General features: G+C 63.8%; 20 protein-coding genes. 7 read left to right on the top strand and 13 right to left on the bottom strand.

Annotated elements, in window-relative coordinates; genetic code table 11:
* Positions 1-30: 30 nt before the first annotated feature.
* The gene (locus P5W98_RS22900) at positions 31-846 is read right to left on the bottom strand and encodes a PP2C family protein-serine/threonine phosphatase (RefSeq protein ID WP_421025830.1); all 816 of its coding nucleotides are present in this window, start codon (positions 844-846) and stop codon (positions 31-33) included.
* A 9-nt stretch (positions 847-855) separates the two neighbouring features.
* The gene (locus P5W98_RS22905) at positions 856-1,146 is read right to left on the bottom strand and encodes a hypothetical protein (protein WP_421025829.1); all 291 of its coding nucleotides are present in this window, start codon (positions 1,144-1,146) and stop codon (positions 856-858) included.
* Between the two features lie 477 nt (positions 1,147-1,623).
* Between P5W98_RS22905 and P5W98_RS22910 the strand changes: the two genes are divergently transcribed.
* Positions 1,624-2,109 (top strand): lecithin retinol acyltransferase family protein, encoded by a 486-nt coding sequence (locus tag P5W98_RS22910; protein WP_421025828.1) that lies wholly within the window; start codon positions 1,624-1,626, stop codon positions 2,107-2,109.
* A gap of 46 nt (positions 2,110-2,155) precedes the next feature.
* Entirely contained in the window at positions 2,156-2,398 is a 243-nt protein-coding gene (locus P5W98_RS22915) for a hypothetical protein (RefSeq protein ID WP_421025827.1), read from the top strand.
* Between the two features lie 63 nt (positions 2,399-2,461).
* Here the strand turns inward: P5W98_RS22915 and P5W98_RS22920 are convergent, their stop codons facing one another.
* The 3 genes from P5W98_RS22920 to P5W98_RS22930 all read right to left on the bottom strand — a co-directional run bounded on the left by P5W98_RS22920 (position 2,462) and on the right by P5W98_RS22930 (position 3,558).
* Positions 2,462-2,677 carry a hypothetical protein gene (locus P5W98_RS22920; RefSeq protein ID WP_421025826.1) on the bottom strand — a complete coding sequence of 72 codons (216 nt, stop codon included), beginning with the start codon at positions 2,675-2,677 and terminating at the stop codon, positions 2,462-2,464.
* A 251-nt stretch (positions 2,678-2,928) separates the two neighbouring features.
* Positions 2,929-3,201 (bottom strand): hypothetical protein, encoded by a 273-nt coding sequence (locus tag P5W98_RS22925; RefSeq protein ID WP_421025825.1) that lies wholly within the window; start codon positions 3,199-3,201, stop codon positions 2,929-2,931.
* Positions 3,202-3,288: 87 nt separating this feature from the next.
* Positions 3,289-3,558 (bottom strand): hypothetical protein, encoded by a 270-nt coding sequence (locus tag P5W98_RS22930; protein WP_421025824.1) that lies wholly within the window; start codon positions 3,556-3,558, stop codon positions 3,289-3,291.
* 427 nt (positions 3,559-3,985) lie between these two features.
* Here P5W98_RS22930 and P5W98_RS22935 point away from each other — a divergent pair, with 427 nt between their 5' ends.
* Positions 3,986-6,061: a serine/threonine-protein kinase gene (locus tag P5W98_RS22935; protein ID WP_421025823.1), complete on the top strand. Its 2,076-nt coding sequence runs from the start codon at positions 3,986-3,988 to the stop codon at positions 6,059-6,061.
* Between the two features lie 9 nt (positions 6,062-6,070).
* On the opposite strand, the gene P5W98_RS22940 is transcribed toward P5W98_RS22935, so the two are convergent.
* On the bottom strand, positions 6,071-6,457 hold the full coding sequence (locus P5W98_RS22940) for a superinfection immunity protein (RefSeq protein WP_421025822.1): 387 nt from the start codon (positions 6,455-6,457) through the stop codon (positions 6,071-6,073).
* Positions 6,458-6,834: 377 nt separating this feature from the next.
* On the opposite strand from P5W98_RS22940, the gene P5W98_RS22945 reads away from it, so the two are divergent.
* A complete protein-coding gene (locus tag P5W98_RS22945) occupies positions 6,835-7,833 on the top strand; it encodes a methyltransferase (RefSeq protein WP_421025821.1) in 999 nt (332 codons plus the stop codon).
* Between the two features lie 151 nt (positions 7,834-7,984).
* Positions 7,985-8,866, top strand: coding sequence for a DMT family transporter (locus P5W98_RS22950; RefSeq protein WP_421025820.1), 882 nt, complete (start codon positions 7,985-7,987; stop codon positions 8,864-8,866).
* Between the two features lie 135 nt (positions 8,867-9,001).
* On the opposite strand, the gene P5W98_RS22955 is transcribed toward P5W98_RS22950, so the two are convergent.
* From P5W98_RS22955 to P5W98_RS22965, 3 genes are all read right to left on the bottom strand, one after another.
* Positions 9,002-10,465: a short-chain fatty acid transporter gene (locus tag P5W98_RS22955; protein WP_421025819.1), complete on the bottom strand. Its 1,464-nt coding sequence runs from the start codon at positions 10,463-10,465 to the stop codon at positions 9,002-9,004.
* 61 nt (positions 10,466-10,526) lie between these two features.
* Positions 10,527-11,303, bottom strand: a complete 777-nt coding sequence (locus P5W98_RS22960) for an amidase family protein (RefSeq protein ID WP_434718525.1) — start codon at positions 11,301-11,303, stop codon at positions 10,527-10,529.
* Positions 11,273-11,980, bottom strand: a complete 708-nt coding sequence (locus P5W98_RS22965) for an amidase family protein (RefSeq protein ID WP_421025817.1) — start codon at positions 11,978-11,980, stop codon at positions 11,273-11,275. Before P5W98_RS22965 ends, P5W98_RS22960 begins: the two co-directional genes overlap by 31 nt.
* A gap of 160 nt (positions 11,981-12,140) precedes the next feature.
* Here P5W98_RS22965 and P5W98_RS22970 point away from each other — a divergent pair, with 160 nt between their 5' ends.
* Positions 12,141-13,040 (top strand): LysR family transcriptional regulator, encoded by a 900-nt coding sequence (locus P5W98_RS22970; protein ID WP_421025816.1) that lies wholly within the window; start codon positions 12,141-12,143, stop codon positions 13,038-13,040.
* A 45-nt stretch (positions 13,041-13,085) separates the two neighbouring features.
* Here the strand turns inward: P5W98_RS22970 and P5W98_RS22975 are convergent, their stop codons facing one another.
* Positions 13,086-13,607 (bottom strand): DUF2127 domain-containing protein, encoded by a 522-nt coding sequence (locus P5W98_RS22975; protein ID WP_421073331.1) that lies wholly within the window; start codon positions 13,605-13,607, stop codon positions 13,086-13,088.
* 514 nt (positions 13,608-14,121) lie between these two features.
* Between P5W98_RS22975 and P5W98_RS22980 the strand changes: the two genes are divergently transcribed.
* Entirely contained in the window at positions 14,122-15,579 is a 1,458-nt protein-coding gene (locus P5W98_RS22980; RefSeq protein ID WP_421025814.1) for an NCS1 family nucleobase:cation symporter-1, read from the top strand.
* Between the two features lie 46 nt (positions 15,580-15,625).
* Here P5W98_RS22980 and P5W98_RS22985 read toward each other — a convergent pair whose 3' ends face one another.
* From P5W98_RS22985 to nikC, 3 genes are read right to left on the bottom strand one after another with little or no spacing between them, the layout of a single operon-like run.
* Entirely contained in the window at positions 15,626-16,393 is a 768-nt protein-coding gene (locus tag P5W98_RS22985) for an ABC transporter ATP-binding protein (RefSeq protein ID WP_421025813.1), read from the bottom strand.
* Positions 16,390-17,295 carry an ABC transporter ATP-binding protein gene (locus tag P5W98_RS22990; RefSeq protein ID WP_421025812.1) on the bottom strand — a complete coding sequence of 302 codons (906 nt, stop codon included), beginning with the start codon at positions 17,293-17,295 and terminating at the stop codon, positions 16,390-16,392. Before P5W98_RS22990 ends, P5W98_RS22985 begins: the two co-directional genes overlap by 4 nt.
* Positions 17,285-18,199 (bottom strand): nickel transporter permease, encoded by a 915-nt coding sequence (gene nikC / locus P5W98_RS22995; protein WP_421025811.1) that lies wholly within the window; start codon positions 18,197-18,199, stop codon positions 17,285-17,287. The genes P5W98_RS22990 and nikC overlap by 11 nt, the downstream gene beginning before the upstream one ends.
* Positions 18,200-18,220 lie beyond the last annotated feature (21 nt).

Below are 18,220 nucleotides of genomic sequence, written 5' to 3' on the forward strand. Positions count from 1 at the left end.
CGCGAAGACGTGAGCCTATGGCCGCGTGCTTCACGGTGACACGACGGCGGGATTCACCAGCGTATGATCCGCGGCGTCGGGGTCTTCGACCCGGATGACGACCGCGGTGATGTTATCGCGCCCGCCTGCCTGCAAGGCCATGTCGACGAGCGTATCGGCCGCGAGCTGGCAGTCGCCGCCTTCGAGAGCGCGCGCAATGTCGGCTGCTTGCACTTCGTTGCTGAGGCCGTCGCTGCAAAGCAGAAAGCAATCGCCGTCGCACACGGCGATATGGCCTTCGTCGAGGTCGAGCCAGTTCGCGGCGCCGACGGCCCGTGTGATCAGATGCTGCGAGGGATGGTGGCGCGCCGCTTCGGCGCTCAGGTGACCCTGTGCCCGAAGCTCGGCCACATGGCTGTGGTCGGTCGTGAGCGGCTCGAGGTGCGCGTCGCGATAGAGATAGAGGCGGCTATCACCCGCCCACAGCCAGGCGCATTCGCGCCCGCTCGCCATCAGCACGGCAACGGTGCTGCCGATCACGCGCACGCGCCGCCGCGCCGCTTCCTCGCGCAGTTGCTGGTTCACCGTTTGCAGCGTGTCGCGCGCGGCGCGCTTGATCGCGGCAAGCGAGTTCGATGCACCGGGCGCGCCAGGCGTGCCGAGCGTACCAAGCGTGCCAAGCGTGCCAAGCGCCCGCACGATCGCCTGGCTCGCGAGGTCGCCCGCCGTATGACCGCCCATGCCGTCGGCCACGGCCCAGAGACCCTGGTGGGGCAGATCGAGACAAGCGTCCTCGTTGAGCGCCCGCACGCGGCCAATGTCCGTGCGCGAAGCCGAGCTCCACCGCAATCCGGCTGTCACGATCATGCCTCCAGGCTAAACGAGGCCGTGGTTCTTGCCGGTCTGGCCCACGCCCACCGTCACGTTCGAGTTGGCCCCGGAGTTGGTTACGTCGAGCATCTGATACTGATTGACGACCTGATTCGCGTAGAACGTGTTGTTGGTCTGGTAAAGATTGATGACGGGCCCGAACGCGGAGGGCTGTTCGGGCTGGTACGGCTGAATCCAGCCGAACACCCACGGCGCACCTGCGCCCCGGATGAACGACATCGCTTTGTGGTCGATATCGCGTTGCAGGTGAAGGTCGGTGATCGCGAGCGAGGTCATGGTGTTCTCCATCCGGATGATGGCCGCGAACGCGCGGCTGTGCGCCCATACCGTGCAAGCATCATGCCACTGTGCGGCGCGCGCCGGCGCTGGGCAAGCCATATCGCCGGGAGCCCTGCTGGACGAGGCGCTTCGGAGCGCCTGAGCGTTCTGTGCATGCTAGTGCCACGAGGTCCCATTGCGCAATGGTCATGGCCGCGCCAACACCCGGACCTCCCAACGTTGTCAGGACTCCGACACTTGCGGCGTACCGCGCTGGCTGCGGGATCGAGGATGAAATGGTGGATCGACGCAAACAGATATGAGGCGAATGCGTTGGCAAGCGGCTAACAGGTGGTGGCCAGCGTTGCGTGTGCTTTCCCGTAAAGCCTTATGCGGCCGTGGTCGAGAGCGTTGGCATGGCTGATGCAGGGTAGTTGGCAACCGGCAAACCCCGCAGCATCACGGGAAGCCACAACCACCCAGACGGACCCAGCCATGTGTCTCGATCTTCAACCGACGAATAGCAGCGCAGACATCAGCGCCGCCGGGGAACTGCCGCTTGGCGCCCATCTGGTCTCGCGTCGCGCGGGCTATAGCCATCACGGCATCTATGTTGGCGCGGGCCGGGTCGTTCACTACGCGGGTCTGTGCACGTCGCTGCATCGCGGCCCGATCGAAGAAGTCCCGCTCGAACGCTTCGCAGCCGGCCATGAAGTTGCTGTCGTCGGGCATCCGTTTGCCGCATACGCGGGCCGCGCAGCCGTCGCGCGGGCGCGCTCGCGTCTCGGCGAAGACCACTATCGCCTGCTGACCAACAACTGCGAGCACTTCTGCACGTGGTGCGTGGACGGCAAGGGCCGCAGCGAACAGGTCCGCACGTGCTTCGCCCACCCGCTTGCCGCCATTGGCGTCGTCCGCGCGCTGGTTCGCGCGCGCCGCGCCCAGGCGCACCGCGATGCGTTCGCCATGCTGGCGGCGTGATCGTCACGTTCAGACTCCGCCATCGCTACTCGTTCGGGAGACCGTCATGAACCCCACCGGATCTTCACTGCGCGTGCTCGTCGACAAGTGGCTCGCGCCGAACGCCTGTGCGCCCGCGCGCGTGGTGCGCTTTAGCCGCATGCAGGACAACCGGTTGCGCTACGTTTGCGTCGAGGCCGTTCATCCCGCGCGCACGATTGCAATCTTCTTCTTCCGCCACGGCAATGGTTCGTGGTGCGTATTTCCGCCGGCAAGCCATCGTCCGGCCATGATGACGCGCGCCGCGTGACGCGCGCCCCGTTTTGCGGGGCACGCGGCGGCGCATCGAACCGTGCAGCGTTCAGGCGGGGAGTCAGCGCAACAGCGTGGGGCGCGGTGCAACCGCAGTGACGGGTGCCAGCCCGCGCGGCGTTGGCACGCCCACGACGCCCACGTGCAGCCCGATGAAGGGCCGCGGCGCGAGCAGCGCTTCGTGCGAGACGACGCGCGCGCCGCCGGTGATCGCGGCCATCGCCTCTTTGTCCAGATCGACGCTTTCCGGAAGATCCTTGATGACGAGAATACCCATGGTCTGCTCCATGCGAGCGGATGCGAAGGGAAAAGGCAGCACCTCAGGGTCTGTTCACATTCATAACGGGTTCGCGAACGTGCCTTTCCGGCTGCAGTGCGAGGAGCGCTGCGCGCCTGTGTGATTGTGAGCGCTCGGCGCCGAGTCTTCAACACGGTTTTTGAAAGGCGGCGCAACGGCTCGCCTGCGGCACACGAGAAGACGCAGACGGGACCCCGGCACCGTCTGCGTCTTGTTGCGTGAAGCGGCGTTTAAAGCGTCACTCCCGTGCTCGCGTATTGCGAGGGATCGACCTTGAGATTCAGCGGCCCGAAGCCCGCGCCGATGTAGCCGATATTGTTGAGCGCGGCGACGTTGACCACCTGAATTTGTTGAATGTTCTGCTGGATGGTCGGCGATACGTTGATGCTGGCGATCGGTCCATAACCATAGGCCGGGTTGTTGGCGCCGCCGCGCACGGCAAGCATGGCGCGGCGGTCGAGTTCGGTGCCGGGGGCCAGCTCGCGAATAACGATGGAAGACATGGCAAGCCTCCAATAGTGAAAACAGGTGGGTCGCAGGCGGGCGCGATGCATCGACCGAGCGTGTGCAATCGTCCCGCCGTGGCGCGATCAGAAGTTGATCGTGTTGTGAGCGTTCTGCACGGGGTTGACCGTCGACTTGATGTTCGTCGCGAATGCCACGTCGTTGCCGGTGTTGCTCACGATGCTGTTGGTCTGGCCGATCAGCTGTTCGGCGCTGAAATTGGTGGTGTCGACCTTCACGCCCGGCATGGGGTAGTAGACGGGCCAGAGGCCCAGGTTGCCGCCGCGCACGGCGCTCATGGCGCGGCGGTCGAGTTCTTGGGTGGCGCTCAGGTCGGCGATCATCAGCTTGCTCATGACAGTTCTCCAGAATGGCAAATACGGGGGTGGGTAGTTGAGCTGCAATGTGTTGCGGGCTCGGTTCTCTTAATGCACAGGATGTGCCAGGGCTTGCCAAACCGCCTGCGCTCGCCGCACGAATCGCGAAGCGCCTTGTCCGACGGGGCCTGGCGCGCTTGCATCGCGCTCGCGCGCCATGCCGGGCAGCGTGTGCGGGCAGCGGCGCAGATGGCCGGCGCCCAACAGCACGCGGCAAAGGCGTTGGGTTTGCTGCAACACGCGACGGATTTCGCTCGCGTGGCTGGTGTGCGGGCGCCACGCATAGCTCAGGCACCGATTGCGCTGCGCGTTGCGGCAGATTAATCTCACTTAAGACACGTCGAAAACGCGGCGCGCTCGTGCGTTGCGAATGCGTTGGCCAGCCTGATGAATTGACGGCAGACGAATGATGAGCCTTTCGCAGCTGATCCAGACGTTCCAGAGCGGGACGCTTTCACGCGAGGCGTTCTACTCCGAGATCGACCACGTGCTCGCGGTTGACGTGGCCAATTGCGCTCGCCTGCGCGAGGCGATGGACGCGACGCAGACGGTCCATCCGCTGCCCGATGCCGTCTACACGGAAGTCCTTCGGCGCATCGAACGCCGCCAGGACAGCACGGCGACCACCAGCGACGAAACCCGCATCCAGGAGAGCGCTTCGGTGGCCCAGGCGCAGCCGGCGCGCGCCACCCATGCGGCCGACGCGCCGGAGCACATCAAGGGCATTGGCGACACGCTCAACGGGCGCTTCGTGCTCGAAGAATGCCTGGGCGTGGGGGGCATGGGCACGGTCTACAAGGCCCTCGACCTGCGCAAGCTCGAAGCTTCGGACCGCAAGCCGTACATTGCGATCAAGGTGCTCAACGTGCAGTTTCGCGGCCAGCCGACTTCGCTGATCGCGCTTCAGCGCGAGGCCCGCAAGGCGCAGACGCTCGCGCACCGGAACATCGTCACGGTGTACGACTTCGACCGCGATGGCCCGCTCGTCTATCTGACCATGGAGTATCTGTGCGGCCAGCCGCTCAGCAAGGTGCTGCGCGCGCAGGGCTTTGCGGGCATGCCATTCGGGAAGGCCCGGCCCATCATCGCCGGGATGGGGCAGGCGCTCGCGTATGCGCACGAGCGCGGCTTCGTGCATTGCGACTTCAAGCCCGCCAACGTCTTTCTCACCGATGGCGGCGACGTCAAGGTGATCGACTTCGGCATTGCCCGCGTGTTCCAGCGGCCCGAAGAGGACCCCGACGTGACCGTCTTCGATCCGGCGACGCTCGGTGGCATCACGCCCGCCTATGCGAGCCCCGAGATGTTCGAGCATCGCGAGCCCGACCCGCGCGACGATGTCTATGCGCTCGCCTGCGTGACTTACGAACTGCTCACCGGCACGCATCCGTTCAAGCGCAAGTCGGCCACCCAGGCGCGCAGCGAGAAGATGCGTGCCGAGCGGCCCCAGGGGCTCGATCGCACCCAATGGCGCACGTTGAGCGCCGCGCTGTCGTTTGACCGCGCGTCGCGTACGGCGAGCGTCAATCAGTTTCTCGAGGGCATGGGCGTGCTCGCACACGCGCCGGCATTCCCTGCCGCGCGGCTGGGGGCCCTGGGCGCGGGCGCCGTCGTGCTTGCCGGAGGGCTCTGGATTGGCTACCGGGCGCTGTCCGGCAATGAAGCGCCGCATGCAAGCGCTTCCAATGCCGGCGCGCCCGTGATCGCGGCCACGCCGGCCGCCGTGGTGGCGAATGCACCTGCCGCAAGCGCGGCGGCGCAAGCGCCCGCTGCAAGCGCCACCCTGGTTGCCGCCGTGCCTGGCGCGGCCGCGCTGGATACGCTTAATTCGACGCTCTCCCGTATCCCGTGTTCGGCACTGGCGGCGTCGCTGCCGGCGCAGGCGCTCCAGGTCCGGGGTTTCGCCAGTGCCGGCGACGGCATGGCGCGCATGCGCGACGCACTCGCGCAAATACCGGGTGCACAGGGCGCCAGGCTCGACGTGAGCGCCATCGAAAACCACAACTGCGAGGTCGTGAATGCATTCGCGCCGTACTGGCGCGCCAATCGTCAGGCAGGCGGCGAGGCGACAATCCATACGCGGCCGCTGGACGCGCAATTCATGCAAGGAAGCCCGCTCATCGTCGACATCACCACGCCGCACTACGACTCGTATGTCAACGTGGACTATTACGCGCTCGACGGCAGCGTCGTGCATCTCGTGCCGAGCAATCACGAGCGCGACAACCAGGCGCCGCCGGGGTTTTCGGCGACGGTCGGCAGCACGGGCGACTGGATTATCGACAAGCCGTTCGGCACCGAGATGATCGTGTTGCTGATTACGCCCGCGCCGCTATTCGACGCGCTACGTCCGGCGTCGGAGCCGCGCGCGGCGTATCTCGCCGCCGTTGGCCAGCAGTTGAAGCAGATGCAAGCGCGCTACGGCGGCGCGCACATTGCCGCCGATTTCGTGCAGATCACGACGCGTGCGCGCAACAACTGATCGATGTGGCTAGAGAGATCGAGTCGTGAGATCGCGCTCGACGATGCCTGGTAGCAACTGGGCCGCGAAATGTTCAGGAACGTCTCCCATAGACTCAGGCGCAGCCGTGGCCGGCGTCGCCAGTCCCTTTCCGCGGGAGACCAGTGCCCATATGAAGGCGGCGATCCAGCCGAGCACGGACCAGCCAAACATCGCATTGAGACGTCTGACCGCGGTGCGGTGGCGGTGGCGGCGACTGAGCGCGATGATCGAGGGAACAAAATAGAGCAGCGTCAGCACGACCAGCCAGTCGCCCGGATCATACCCGTCATCATGCGTGTCGCTGTCGTGCAGCAGGCTGGCGCTACAGAACGCGGCAATGGTGGTTCGCCCCGAGCGAATGCAAGGCTTTTTCATTTTTCAATTCCCCGTTTGATGCCTTTTATATCGCTCTGGTCAAGGGCGAATGGGCATCGCTTCGTTTTTACGCCTGCGGTCCTGGTTGGCATGCAGGCCCGGCTCATGTGTGATCAGGAGCACTCGAGATCTGAGCGGATGGTCACGGCGGGTATTGCCCGACGAATACATTTACGGAAAAAAACGGGCACGTGTATGTGGGTTTCTGCACAAAAGCAGGCAAGCCGCGGTTGAGAAGGCAACTGGGAACTCGACGCGGCACCATTGTTCGCGTAGGCTTCTCAAGAGCTCCGTCGTTCACGCACGAGCTGCAATCCCGTGAACAAAAACGCGAATCAAAACCTGTTTGCACGGTATCTTGTGAAAGGCTACCGATCATGGATGACATCTCCCCGCAGTCCTTTATCGATGCCACGATGGCCTACCAGAAGACGGCCGCTGTGAAAGCCGCAGTGGCGCTCGATCTCTTCACCGCGATCGCGGAGGAACACGGCGACCTGGAGCGTATAGCCGAGCGGGTAAAGGCCGCAAAGCGCGGTGTGCGCATACTCTGCGACTTCCTGACCGTGCACGGATTTCTGCAGAAGGAAGCGGGACGTTATCAATTAACGCCGTCGACTTCGGCATTCCTGACGACTGCCTCGCCCGCCTGGATAGGAAGCATCGTGGATTTCCTCGCGGCTCCCGAAATGATGGCACTGTGGCTCGAGGACCCGGTCGCGTTCGTTCGCAACGGCGGGGCCATGGGACTGGCCAACATCGCGCCCGACCATCCCGTCTGGGTGAAATTTGCACGGTCGATGGCCCCCTTCGTGGCGCAAACCGCACAGAGCATCGCGCAACAGGTGAGCGGCTGGCCGCGGGCACCGAAGCGCGTGCTGGATGTGGCGGCCGGGCATGGGCTGTTCGGCATCGGGATTGCCAAGGCGGTTCCCGGCGCAGAAGTCGTGGCGACCGACTGGCAGCCGGTTCTCGAGGTCGCGATGGAGCACGCCGTAGCCGCTGGGGTCGATGCGCGCTACCGCACGGTCGCCGGCAGTGCATTCGAAGTCGATTGGGGCACGGATTTCGATCTGGCTCTGGTCACGAACTTCCTGCATCACTTCGATCCGCCAACTTGCGTCGAAATACTCTCGAAGGTCCGCAAAAGCCTCGGACCCGGCGGGCGAGCCCTGGCGGTGGAATTTGTTCCAGACGAGGATCGCGTGTCGCCGCCCTTCGCCGCCGCGTTCTCATTTGTGATGCTTGCATCCACGCCGCAAGGCGACGCGTACACGGCGCGCGAGCTCGAACAGATGGGCCGCGAAGCCGGCTTTTCCAATGTCAGCGTGACGTCCCTGCCACCTTCGCCGGAAGCTCTCGTTACGTTCGAATAGCACACACGTGGTACGCGATGGAAGGCGGCGACCGCGGTGCTGCGGATTTGGAGCACGTGGCCAACTTTGAGAGGCGACGGTACGCGACGCTTTCCCGCCGTAGTAGGGAGCGTGGCGTCGCTGTCGTGGGCGGTGACTCTGGTGGCGACTCATGCATAAAGGGCGCGGTGGCGGGCTCACCTTGCAGACAACGATCCTGACCGCAACGGCGATGGTCGCCTTCGCGGCCAATTCATTGTTGTGCCGGCTCGCGTTGCAGAAAGGGGAAATCGATCCGGTCAGCTTCGCTGGCATCAGGCTGATTGCCGGAGCGATCACGCTCGCCGTCGTCGTGCGATTCAGGTCGCAAAGTTCCTCGCCAGGGCGTACCGACTGGCTCGCTGCGGCCATGCTGTTTGCGTATGTCGTGTTCTTCTCTTTCGCTTATCTCACCTTGTCCGCGGGCACGGGTGCATTGATTCTGTTCGGCGCGGTTCAACTGACGATGTTCAGCGCAGGCTTGCGCTCCGGCGAAAAACTCGGCCCCCTGGGGTGGCTCGGTCTCGCTCTCGCAGTCGCGGGGCTCGTTTACCTGGTGTCGCCGGGCGTCGCTGCGCCGCCGGTCCTCGGGGCTACGTTGATGGCCGTCGCGGGCGCGGCATGGGGCGTGTACTCGCTGCGCGGCCGCGGAGTGGGCAACCCGCTCGCCGCCACAGCGCGCAATTTCGTGCGGGCGGCGCCGCTGGCTTTCTTGCTCAGCCTGCCTTTTATCGTCACGGCCCACGCTCACGCGGACACCACCGGAATCGCCCTTGCCATTGCCTCCGGCGCGCTCACGTCCGGCATCGGATATGTCATCTGGTATGCGGCCCTGAGCAGGCTTTCCGCCATGCGAGCCGCTACCGTTCAGTTGTCAGTGCCGCTGATCGCTGCATTTGGCGGCGTGGCGTTCCTTTCGGAAGCCATCACACTGCGGCTGACGGCGGCGTCCGCAGCGATCCTTGGCGGTATTGCGATGGTGCTGACCAGCCGATCAGGGATGCAGCGCGCGTAGCGTCCATTGCATGATGCGCGCCCAACGTAGCGAACTTCGCCCGCGCGGGCCCGAGGTGCGTTCAGCCGCGGTGTCTTCGCTCCAGCAATGCGGATACCTTAATACCGTAATGGGATTTGCGCGGCGTGACGCTGCTTATGGCATCACCGGCGCATGATAAACAAGCGTCGGTGCAAGCGCCCAGAGCATCGTGAGCACCAGCAGCGTTCCGCAAACGAACTGTGCGAACGTAAATCCCACCAGATCGCGTGCCTTCAGTCCGAGGATGCCCAGCAAGGGCAGCATCCAGAACGGATTAATGAGGTTCGGCAGTGCCTCCGCTGCGTTGTAGATCTGCACGGCCCAGCCCAGGTGCACGTGCAGCGCGTTGGCCGCCTGCATCACATATGGCGCTTCAATCACCCACTTGCCGCCGCCCGATGGCACGAAGAATCCGAGTACCGCCGAATACACGCCCATCACCAGCGCGAAGGTGTCCGTCGACGCGATGCTCACGAACAGGGTCGAGAGGTAATGCGTGAGCGACGCGCCCGTCGCGCTTTTCGCCGAAGTCAGCATGCTCGCGATCGCGCCGTAGAGAGGAAACTGGATCAGCACGCCTGCGGTGACCGGCACGGCCTTCGAGACAGCGCGCAGAAAGCGCTTGGGACGCCAATGCAGCAGCATGCCGAGCATCAGGAAAATCAGGTTGTACGTATTGAGCCCCGAGATCGCGACCAGCCAGTTCTTGCTGGCGAACTCGTTGACGAGCCAGCCGCCGCCGAGCGCGACCAGTACCAGAATCAGCGCGGGGCTGTATTCGAGCCATTCTCCGGGACGTTCGCGCGGGGGCAGGGCGTCGTCGATAGTGTCGAGCACGATGCCGAGCTCGGTGGCGGTTTTGGCCCGCGTGGGGCCTGGCGCGGTCCACCATGCGATCAGCGTCGAGGTCACCACCAGCGCGAGTGCGATCGTCAGGCTCTGCCAAAGGAACAAGGTCTCGCTGAACGGGATGACGCCCGTGATCGGCAGTAGCGAGGGCGGGATGCTCGCCGGGTTCGCCTGCAGTTGCGCCGCAGACGAACTGAGGCCCATCGCCCAGGTGGCGCCGATGCCGAGATACGCTGCCGCGCCTGCCGCGCGATAGTCCATGCGCAGGTCGGTGCGCCGCGCCAGCTCGCGCACGAGCAGACCCGCGAATACGAGGCTGATCGCCCAATGCAGAAGCGATGTGAGCACACTGAGGAATGCCACATAAGCGACTGCCGAGCGGCCGCTCGCCGGCACGCGCGCGGCGCGCGTGACGAGGCGGGCGATGGGGGGCGAGCTCGCGATCACGTAGCCGGTGATCGCGACCATCGCCATTTGCATGGTGAACGGAATCAGACTCCAGAAGCCGTTGCCGAACGACACGGCCACGGTGCGTGGCGACGCACCGGCCGCCAGCGCCCCGAGCGCGACAGCGAGCACCGTGAGCGACACGAACACGAAGGCATCGGGATACCACTTCTCGCACCACGCGGTGACGCGCAAAGCGATGCGTTCGAGGACTGGTGGGTTTTCATCGCCTTGCTCGTGCAGCGCAGGCGCGTTTGCTACAGGCTTGCTGTCGAACGACATGATCGTCTCCTGACTCTGTCTCTATGCGGGTGACGGAACTACGAAGATTGCCGGTGCGCCGTCACGCTGCGGTTTGCGGGGTGCTCCGGGCCGGCAATGGAGAAACGGCGAGCGTCTCTTCCAGCAGATGCGCGGCGGCGATCAGCTCGAAGTCGCCGCGCGGGCGGCCCATCAACTGCAGACCGACTGGCCTGCCGTCGTCGGTGAAGCCGGCGGGAATCGAGATCACGGGGCAGCCGGTCAGTGTCAACACGAACGTGAGATACATCCAGTCGATATACGAATCGAGCGGTGTGTCGTCGATCGCGCGCGGATAGCGCTGCTCGACCGGAAACGGTGCGACCGCAACGGTCGGGCATGCAAGGATGTCGTAAGTGCCGAAGAACGCGCTCACACGATTGAACAGCTCGCCGCGCACGCGCTCGGCGCGGGCTACGTCCGCGCCGCTTTGCTGCAATCCTTTTTCGATGTTCCAGATGATCTCGGGGCAGATACGCTCGCGTGCGGTATCGAGCAATGGCCCGCGTACGGCCGCAACGAGATTGGCGCGCAAGGTCTGGAACGCTTCGATGCCGCCGGCGAAGTCAGGACACCCGTCATCGATCTGCGCGCCGTGCACGGCGAAGCGCAATGCGGCCTGCTCGCACAGCCGCACGACTTGCCGCTCGACCTGGCCGAGGCCGAGATTGGGCGTGAAGCCGACGCGTCGCGGCGCACGCGGACGCCGCACCGCATCGGCGAACGGTACAGCCGGGCGTGGCCACGAGAGCGGATCACGGGCGTCGAAGTGCGCCTGGGCGTCGAGCATCAGCGCGACGTCGGCGACGGTGCGGCCCATCGGGCCTTCGACCCACAACGGATCGTATGGCACCGCGGACACCGGGCGCGGCACGCGCCGACACTCGGTCGCATGCCGACGATGCCGCAATAGCTCGCGGGAATGCGCAGGCTGCCGCCCAGGTCGTTGCCGGTCGCGAGCCAGACCATGCCCGACGCGAGCGCGGCCGCCGAGCCGCCCGACGACCCGCCGACGCTCAAACGCGTATCCCACGGATTACGCGTTGCGCCGAACACGGTGTTGAAGGTGTTGGCGCCGGCGAATTCGGGCACGTTGGATTTTGCCAGCGCAATGGCGCCCTGACGTTCGAGATTCGCGACGGTCAGGTCGGAAACCTGCGCGATGTTGTTGCTGAAAATCGGCGAGCCATAGGTGGTTGCCACGCCCGCGAGATCGTTGTAGTCCTTGACCGCGATCGGCAGACCGGCGAGGTAGCCGGGCATGGCGGCCAGCCTGTCATCGGGCTTCGGAAAACGGCGCGCAGCGTCGCGTGCGGCCTCGAAGCGGCGCAACGGCAGCGCATTCACGACAGGATCGATGGCCTCGATGCGCGCGATGGCTGCATCGACGAAATCGAGAGGCGATGCCTCGCGCTTCTTCAGGAGCTCGACTGCTTCTGTCGCGCTCAGCGCGCACAAACCTTCGGCTGCCTGTTGCGGGAGGATGGATGCACTCATGTTGTCTCCGGGAATCGTTGATCTCATTCTTCGGGCGCGTCCGGATTGCCCGGTGCGTCCCGTGAAGCCCAGAATAATTGCGGCGTCTGAAGCGGGGAAATCACTTTCCTCGATAAAGCTCATAAGCGCGCCTTCTGAAGGACACAGCGAACGCAAACCCATGGACATTCGACAACTTCGCACTTTTGTGACAGTCGCCCGCTTTGGCAGCGTGACCAAAGCCGCCGAAGCGCTGCACGTGACCCAACCGGCCGTCAGTGGGCAATTGAGAAGCCTCGAAGAGGAACTCGAGGTGCGGCTGCTCTCGCGCACAACCTCGTCGGTGACGCTCACGCAAAGCGGCGAGGCGCTGCTCGGCAAAGCACAACAGGCGATCGAGGCGTTCGGCGAGTTCGTTCACGCGGCGCGCGGCTTTCGTGCCCAGATTGAAGGGCGCCTGCGCGTCGGCTTCGTGATGCTCGACCCCGCCGTGCTGCGCGTGGGTCCCTTGCTCGCGGAAATGGTCGCGCGGCATCCGGGCCTGAAGATCGACCTGCAGGTTGGCCGCACGAGCTGGCTCGTCGACGCGCTGCGCAGCGCGGAAATCGACGCGGCACTGCTCGTGTGCAAAGCGCGGCCCGAAGGGACGCGCATGAAGGTGCTCGATGAGATGACGTTTCGTCTCGTCGTGCCGGCTTCGTGGGAACGCTTCGAGGATTGCGCGCTGGAGCGGCTCGCGGACAAGCCATGGATCCGCATGGCGCCGCGCAGCGGCCATCAGGAAGTCCTGAACGAGATTCTGCAGCGTGCTGCCATCAAACCGGTCGAAACGGTCGAGGCCGATCATGAGCAACTGATGCGTGTGCTCGTTGCGGCAGGCGTGGGCGTCGGCTTGATGCGCGAGGCCCTGGCGCTCGAAGCGCGCGATGCGGGGGAGGCGGTGTTCTTTGGCGACCATCGGGCGACGACGCAAGTGTCATTCGTCTACGCCGAAGGCCGCAGCGGCGACCCGGCGATCCAGGCGACATTGGAGGCGCTGAATGTGATCTGGGGAAGTGACGGTGCAAGCGAGCGCGCGTGAAGGCGCCGCGCACGCGCAGTGACCCAACATATGAGTGGTTGGCGGTCAGTCCGCCGAAGGCGGATTGACGGCTGGATGAAAGCCGGCGTTTCGAAGATGCCGGTACTCGTGCCACGTGAGAGCGAGAACGAGGACGTCCAATGCCGTAATGAGCAGCAGCCAGATCGAATGCGTGAACGAAAACCGGTAGAGCTGGTAGATGATGAACAAGCCAAAAACGGCCATTGATACGGGGTAATACCAGAGGCGCTTGCGCAGCAGGCCAATAATCAGCCAGAGCTTGGTCACGCCGTGGGCGAGCAGATAGAGGGCTGCGAACTTCTGGGTGCCGACGGAAAGATGCTGTACCGAATGGAGAAGAAAGTTGGCTACGAGATCGTGAGGGTCTTCGGCAAACTCATCCCGGGTAACCCAGACCACGAGCGTCAGAAAGAGCCGCTGGGTCACGAAGTACGTGGCGATACCGGCAACCATTTCTGAAAGTGCAAATACGGCCTTGAACCACAGGCTCACTTCGAATATCAGGTGAAGCTTGTTTTCGTCGAGAAATCGCTTCAAGCCGATCACGGGAGTTTCTCCAATATGGCCCATTGCCCACGCCGGCCAGAACCGGCTCACGCAGCCGCTGCTCGCTGGTTTTTCGGCCTTGCCGCACCTCGTCGGAGCTATGCATTCGACTGACCATTATGACCAAGGATCCCGAGCCGAAAAAAACCGCCGCTGGGCCCGAGAACCGCGGTTCCGCAGATGAAAAAACGCCCGCACGGGAGCGCGGGCTTGGAGGTTGTGCGCGGGCCGGGGTGCCTCACGCACGCTTGAATATTAGGCAAAATGTGAGAAATTACATTGGAAACATCGATAAGCTATAGACGTGCAGGGGAAAGCCAAAGGCACGCTTGTTAAAGGCCGCAAAATGGACAAGCATTAGCCAGGAGACTATGGCGAAGTGCAGGCAGACCATGGTTGCGGGCGATCGCTCGCGGTCTTCGGCCAGCCGATGGAAGCGGTTCAGCCAGCTAAGGGCAATTGCACAAAGCCCGGCGGTATTGCCTGAGTTCCACGAACCCAGAGGAGACGACAGATGGACATCCGTAACCCTTCCCCCGGCCTCTACAACGAAGATCTGGCGCCCGCCAGGGAGCGCAACTGGGGTGCCTTCAGCATCTTCAACGTCTGGACCTCGGACGTGCACAGCCTCTGGGGCTACTACCTCGCTGCCAGCCTGTTCCTGCTGTGCGGCAGCTTTATCAACTTCGTGCTGGCCATCGGGCTCAGCTCGCTGGTGATTTTCGCGCTGATGAACCTGATTGGTTTCGCTGGCGAAAAGACCGGCGTGCCTTACCCGGTGCTGGCGCGCGCCTCCTTCGGCGTATGGGGCGCCAATCTGGCAGCTCTCGTGCGCGCCGTGGTGGCCTGTTTCTGGTACGGCGCGCAGACCGCGGCGGCTTCGGGCGCGATAGTCGCACTGCTGATCCGAAGCGATAGTCTGATGCAGTTCCACAAGGGCACGCACTTCCTCGGGCATTCAGGATTGGAGGTGATCTGCTACGTGATCATCTGGGCCTTGCAGCTGCTCATCATCCAGAAAGGCATGGAGACAGTGCGCAGATTCCAGGACTGGGCCGGTCCGGCGGTGTGGGTCGCGATGCTGATCCTGGCGGTCGGCTTGTGCATCAAGGCCGGCGGCTTTTCGTTCAGCCACGGCATTCCGATGAATGTGCTGCTCGAGAAGACCCGGGACGCGGGCATTAGCGGCGAGCCCGGTTCGTTCTGGGCGCTTATGGCCGTGGGTGCGACCTGGATCACCTACTTCGCAGCGCTGTACCTGAACTTCTGCGACTTCTCGCGCTACGCGAAGAACCGCAGTGCAGTGAAGAAAGGCAATCTGTGGGGCCTGCCGGTCAACCTGATCGCGTTCTCGCTGGTCGCCGGCATCACCACCATCGCCGCCTTCAAGGTGTATGGCGAAGCGCTGCTGCACCCCGAACAGATCTCCGCGAAGTTCGAGAGCTGGGTGTTGGCGCTCATCGCGGCGCTGACCTTCGCAGTCGCCACGCTCGGCATCAATGTGGTTGCCAATTTCGTCTCGGCGTCATTTGACATCTCCAACGTGTTCCCCAAGCGCATCAGCTTCAAGTTGGGCGGCTACATCGCGGCGGCGATCGCGCTGGTGCTTTACCCGTTTGCGCCGTGGGAAGGCGGCGCCGCGCACTTCGTGAATGCGGTCGGCGCCACGATGGGCCCGCTACTCGGGATAATCCTCGGGGACTACTATCTGTTGGCCAAGGGCAACATCAACGTTGCGGCACTCTACCAGGAATACGGCGAGTACCGCTACGAAGGAGGCTGGAACGTCAATGCGGTCGCCGCCGCGGTGGTCGGCAGCGTGTTTTCGACTTTCCTGCCCAACTTCACCAACCTGCTGCCGGCCTGGTGGAATATCTATGGCTGGTTCTTCGGCGTATTGATCGGCGGCGGCCTGTACATGATCATGATGACGCTGCGGCCACGTAACGTGGCCACGGCGACTCGCACCTGAGGGCTTTGTTGGGTTCTGGCAAACATATAGCCGACCTCGCGCGCTTTTAAAGCGCCGTGTCGATACCCAACGCCGCGACGGCCTTGCGCTGATAGCCGGTCGTCGCGAGCAACAGGCTGCGTGAATACTCGTTATCGACCTGTTGCGCTCTGATTTTCTCCACATCGAGTTCTTCGACGATCTCGCCATTGCGCATGATCGCAACACGCGAGCACAGAAAGCTCACGACGGCGAGATTGTGGGTGACAAGAATCATCGTCAGATTACGCTCGCGATGCAGGCGCTTGAGCAGGTTCAATATCTCAGCCTGCACGGAGACATCGAGCGCCGATGTAGGCTCGTCGAGCAGCAACACACGCGGCTCGACGATCAGCGCGCGCGCAATCGCCACGCGTTGCCGCTGCCCACCCGAGAGCTGATGCGGATAGCGAAATCGAAACGACGCATTGAGCCCGACTTCACGCAGCGCATTGACGATGCGTTCTTCATGCTGGCCGATGCCGGTGATACGCAACGGTTCGCGCAATGTCTGATCGACAGTGAAGCGTGGATGCAGCGAGCCATATGGGTCCTGAAACACCATTTGCACAGCGCGCTTTTGCGCGAGCCCGCCTTGCTGCGCAATGCGCACCGTTCCTTGCGTGCCAGGCGTCAATCCACTCAGCGCACGAAGAATGGTCGACTTGCCGGAACCCGACTCGCCGACGAGCCCGAACACTTCGCCTTGCGCCACATGGAAGCTCGCATTGCGAACGGCATCGACCGCGCCCGCGGCCGTCTTGAAGCGCACGGTCAACGCATCGACGTCGATCATGCGGACGCTCCTTGCGTGTCGTTGAGCCATGCAGGATCGCGCGACAGCACGGGCAATTCGGCAGGCGGGTTGGCAAGCGGAGGATTCGCGGCAAGCAACCCGCGCGTATAAGGATGTTGCGCATGCACGAGATCGCGCGCCGCGCAGGTTTCGACCACCCGCCCCGCATACATCACCACCACACGATCGCAGAACGACATCACGAGCGGCAGGTCATGGCTGATAAAAATGAGCCCCGTATCGTGTTTGGCGATCATCTCGTCGAGTATGGCGAGCACTTGCATCGATACGAGCACGTCGAGCGCACTGGTCGGCTCGTCGGCGATCAGCAGGCGGGGTCCCGTCGACACCATCATCGCGATCATCACGCGCTGTCCCATCCCGCCGGAAAGCTCATGCGGATACGAATCCGCGACGCGCGCGGGGTTGCGAATATGCACCGCTTCGAGGGCCGCGATGATCTTCTCACGCATCGCACGCCGGTCGAGCTTCGGATCATGCAGGGCGAACGCCTCGCGCATTTGCTGCGCAACAGTCATCACCGGGTTCAGCGAGTATTTCGGATCCTGCAGGATCATGCCCATCTGCTGACCGCATAGACGGCGGCGCCTGGCCGCGCGCATAGTCAGTAAATCGTTTCCGTCGAAGCGCAAGGTTGTCGCGGTGCAATGCGCGGCAGGCGGCAGAAGTCCGAGCAGCGCACGGCCCGTCAGCGACTTGCCCGAACCCGATTCACCGACGATGCCAAGCCGCTCGCCTTTATCCAGCGTCAGCGAGAGACCGCGCACGGCCTCATTCAGCGCGCCGTCGTGCGTGCGAAATGCGATGCGCAGATCGTCGATTTCACAGAGCGGCGAGCGCGTTTCGTTCGTGCTCACATCAGTCACCACGTCAGTCTCCATGGCGGGGGTCGAACACGTCGCGCAAGCCGTCGCCGAGCAGATTGAATGCGAGGCTCACGAGCAGAATCGCGAAGCCCGGTAGCGTTGCCACCCACCACGCGTCGAGCAGCACGTTGCGGCCCGACGCGACCATGAAGCCCCATTCCGGACTGGGCGGTTGTGCGCCGAGCCCCAGAAAACCCAGGCCCGCGACGGTCAGAATGATGCCCGCCATATCCAGCGTCGCGCGGACGATCACCGACGACGAACACAGCGGCACGATATAGCGCAGCAGAATGCGCAGGTTCGAGGCGCCTTGCAGCCGCGCGACGTGGATGAAATCGGCTTGCACGAGCCTCAACGTTTCGGCGCGTGCAAGCCGCGCATATGCGGGCCACGCGGTAATCGAAATGGCGATCACCGCGTTGAACACGCCCGGCCCCAATGCCGCGGCGAATGCGAGTGCGAGCACGATCTTCGGGAACGCCAGCGCGATATCCGTCACGCGCATCAGCCCGATGTCGACCCAGCCTCCGAAGAAGCCCGCCGTCGTGCCGATCAGCAAGCCGATCGGCACGACGACCACGACAACGAGGATCGCAATCGACAGCGTCAGGTGCGAGCCGTAAATGATGCGCGAAAGAATATCGCGTCCGAGCTGATCGGTGCCCAGCCAATGAGAGGCCGAGCCGGGCGGCAGCAGACGGTCGGACAACACCTGCCGAAGCGGATCATGCGGCGCGATCCAGGGACCGATGACGGCGACGATCACGAGCAGCACGAGGATCGACAGACCGAACACCGATAGCGGATTACCCGAGAAACGCCGCCAGCGCCGATACGCAAGGCCGAGCGCCGCCTGCCTGCGCGAAGCAGGCGTATCGGTCAGCAGCCAGGCTCTCCACGTTGGGCGAGGCATGTTCATCGGCAAGTCCTGCGTTGACGT

The sequence above is a fragment of the Paraburkholderia sp. A1BS-2L genome, assembly GCF_051125205.1.
Classification (GTDB): domain Bacteria; phylum Pseudomonadota; class Gammaproteobacteria; order Burkholderiales; family Burkholderiaceae; genus Paraburkholderia.

Excerpts from the sequence above, each read along its gene's own strand:
- P5W98_RS22900 (WP_421025830.1), bottom strand. The coding sequence starts at position 846 with ATGATCGTGACAGCCGGATTGCGGTGGAGCTCGGCTTCGCGCACGGAC.
- P5W98_RS22905 (WP_421025829.1), bottom strand. The coding sequence starts at position 1,146 with ATGACCTCGCTCGCGATCACCGACCTTCACCTGCAACGCGATATCGAC.
- P5W98_RS22910 (WP_421025828.1), top strand. The coding sequence starts at position 1,624 with ATGTGTCTCGATCTTCAACCGACGAATAGCAGCGCAGACATCAGCGCC.
- P5W98_RS22915 (WP_421025827.1), top strand. The coding sequence starts at position 2,156 with ATGAACCCCACCGGATCTTCACTGCGCGTGCTCGTCGACAAGTGGCTC.
- P5W98_RS22920 (WP_421025826.1), bottom strand. The coding sequence starts at position 2,677 with ATGGGTATTCTCGTCATCAAGGATCTTCCGGAAAGCGTCGATCTGGAC.
- P5W98_RS22925 (WP_421025825.1), bottom strand. The coding sequence starts at position 3,201 with ATGTCTTCCATCGTTATTCGCGAGCTGGCCCCCGGCACCGAACTCGAC.
- P5W98_RS22930 (WP_421025824.1), bottom strand. The coding sequence starts at position 3,558 with ATGAGCAAGCTGATGATCGCCGACCTGAGCGCCACCCAAGAACTCGAC.
- P5W98_RS22935 (WP_421025823.1), top strand. The coding sequence starts at position 3,986 with ATGATGAGCCTTTCGCAGCTGATCCAGACGTTCCAGAGCGGGACGCTT.
- P5W98_RS22940 (WP_421025822.1), bottom strand. The coding sequence starts at position 6,457 with ATGAAAAAGCCTTGCATTCGCTCGGGGCGAACCACCATTGCCGCGTTC.
- P5W98_RS22945 (WP_421025821.1), top strand. The coding sequence starts at position 6,835 with ATGGATGACATCTCCCCGCAGTCCTTTATCGATGCCACGATGGCCTAC.
- P5W98_RS22950 (WP_421025820.1), top strand. The coding sequence starts at position 7,985 with ATGCATAAAGGGCGCGGTGGCGGGCTCACCTTGCAGACAACGATCCTG.
- P5W98_RS22955 (WP_421025819.1), bottom strand. The coding sequence starts at position 10,465 with ATGTCGTTCGACAGCAAGCCTGTAGCAAACGCGCCTGCGCTGCACGAG.
- P5W98_RS22960 (WP_434718525.1), bottom strand. The coding sequence starts at position 11,303 with ATGGGCCGCACCGTCGCCGACGTCGCGCTGATGCTCGACGCCCAGGCG.
- P5W98_RS22965 (WP_421025817.1), bottom strand. The coding sequence starts at position 11,980 with ATGAGTGCATCCATCCTCCCGCAACAGGCAGCCGAAGGTTTGTGCGCG.
- P5W98_RS22970 (WP_421025816.1), top strand. The coding sequence starts at position 12,141 with ATGGACATTCGACAACTTCGCACTTTTGTGACAGTCGCCCGCTTTGGC.
- P5W98_RS22980 (WP_421025814.1), top strand. The coding sequence starts at position 14,122 with ATGGACATCCGTAACCCTTCCCCCGGCCTCTACAACGAAGATCTGGCG.
- P5W98_RS22985 (WP_421025813.1), bottom strand. The coding sequence starts at position 16,393 with ATGATCGACGTCGATGCGTTGACCGTGCGCTTCAAGACGGCCGCGGGC.
- P5W98_RS22990 (WP_421025812.1), bottom strand. The coding sequence starts at position 17,295 with ATGGAGACTGACGTGGTGACTGATGTGAGCACGAACGAAACGCGCTCG.
- nikC (WP_421025811.1), bottom strand. The coding sequence starts at position 18,199 with ATGAACATGCCTCGCCCAACGTGGAGAGCCTGGCTGCTGACCGATACG.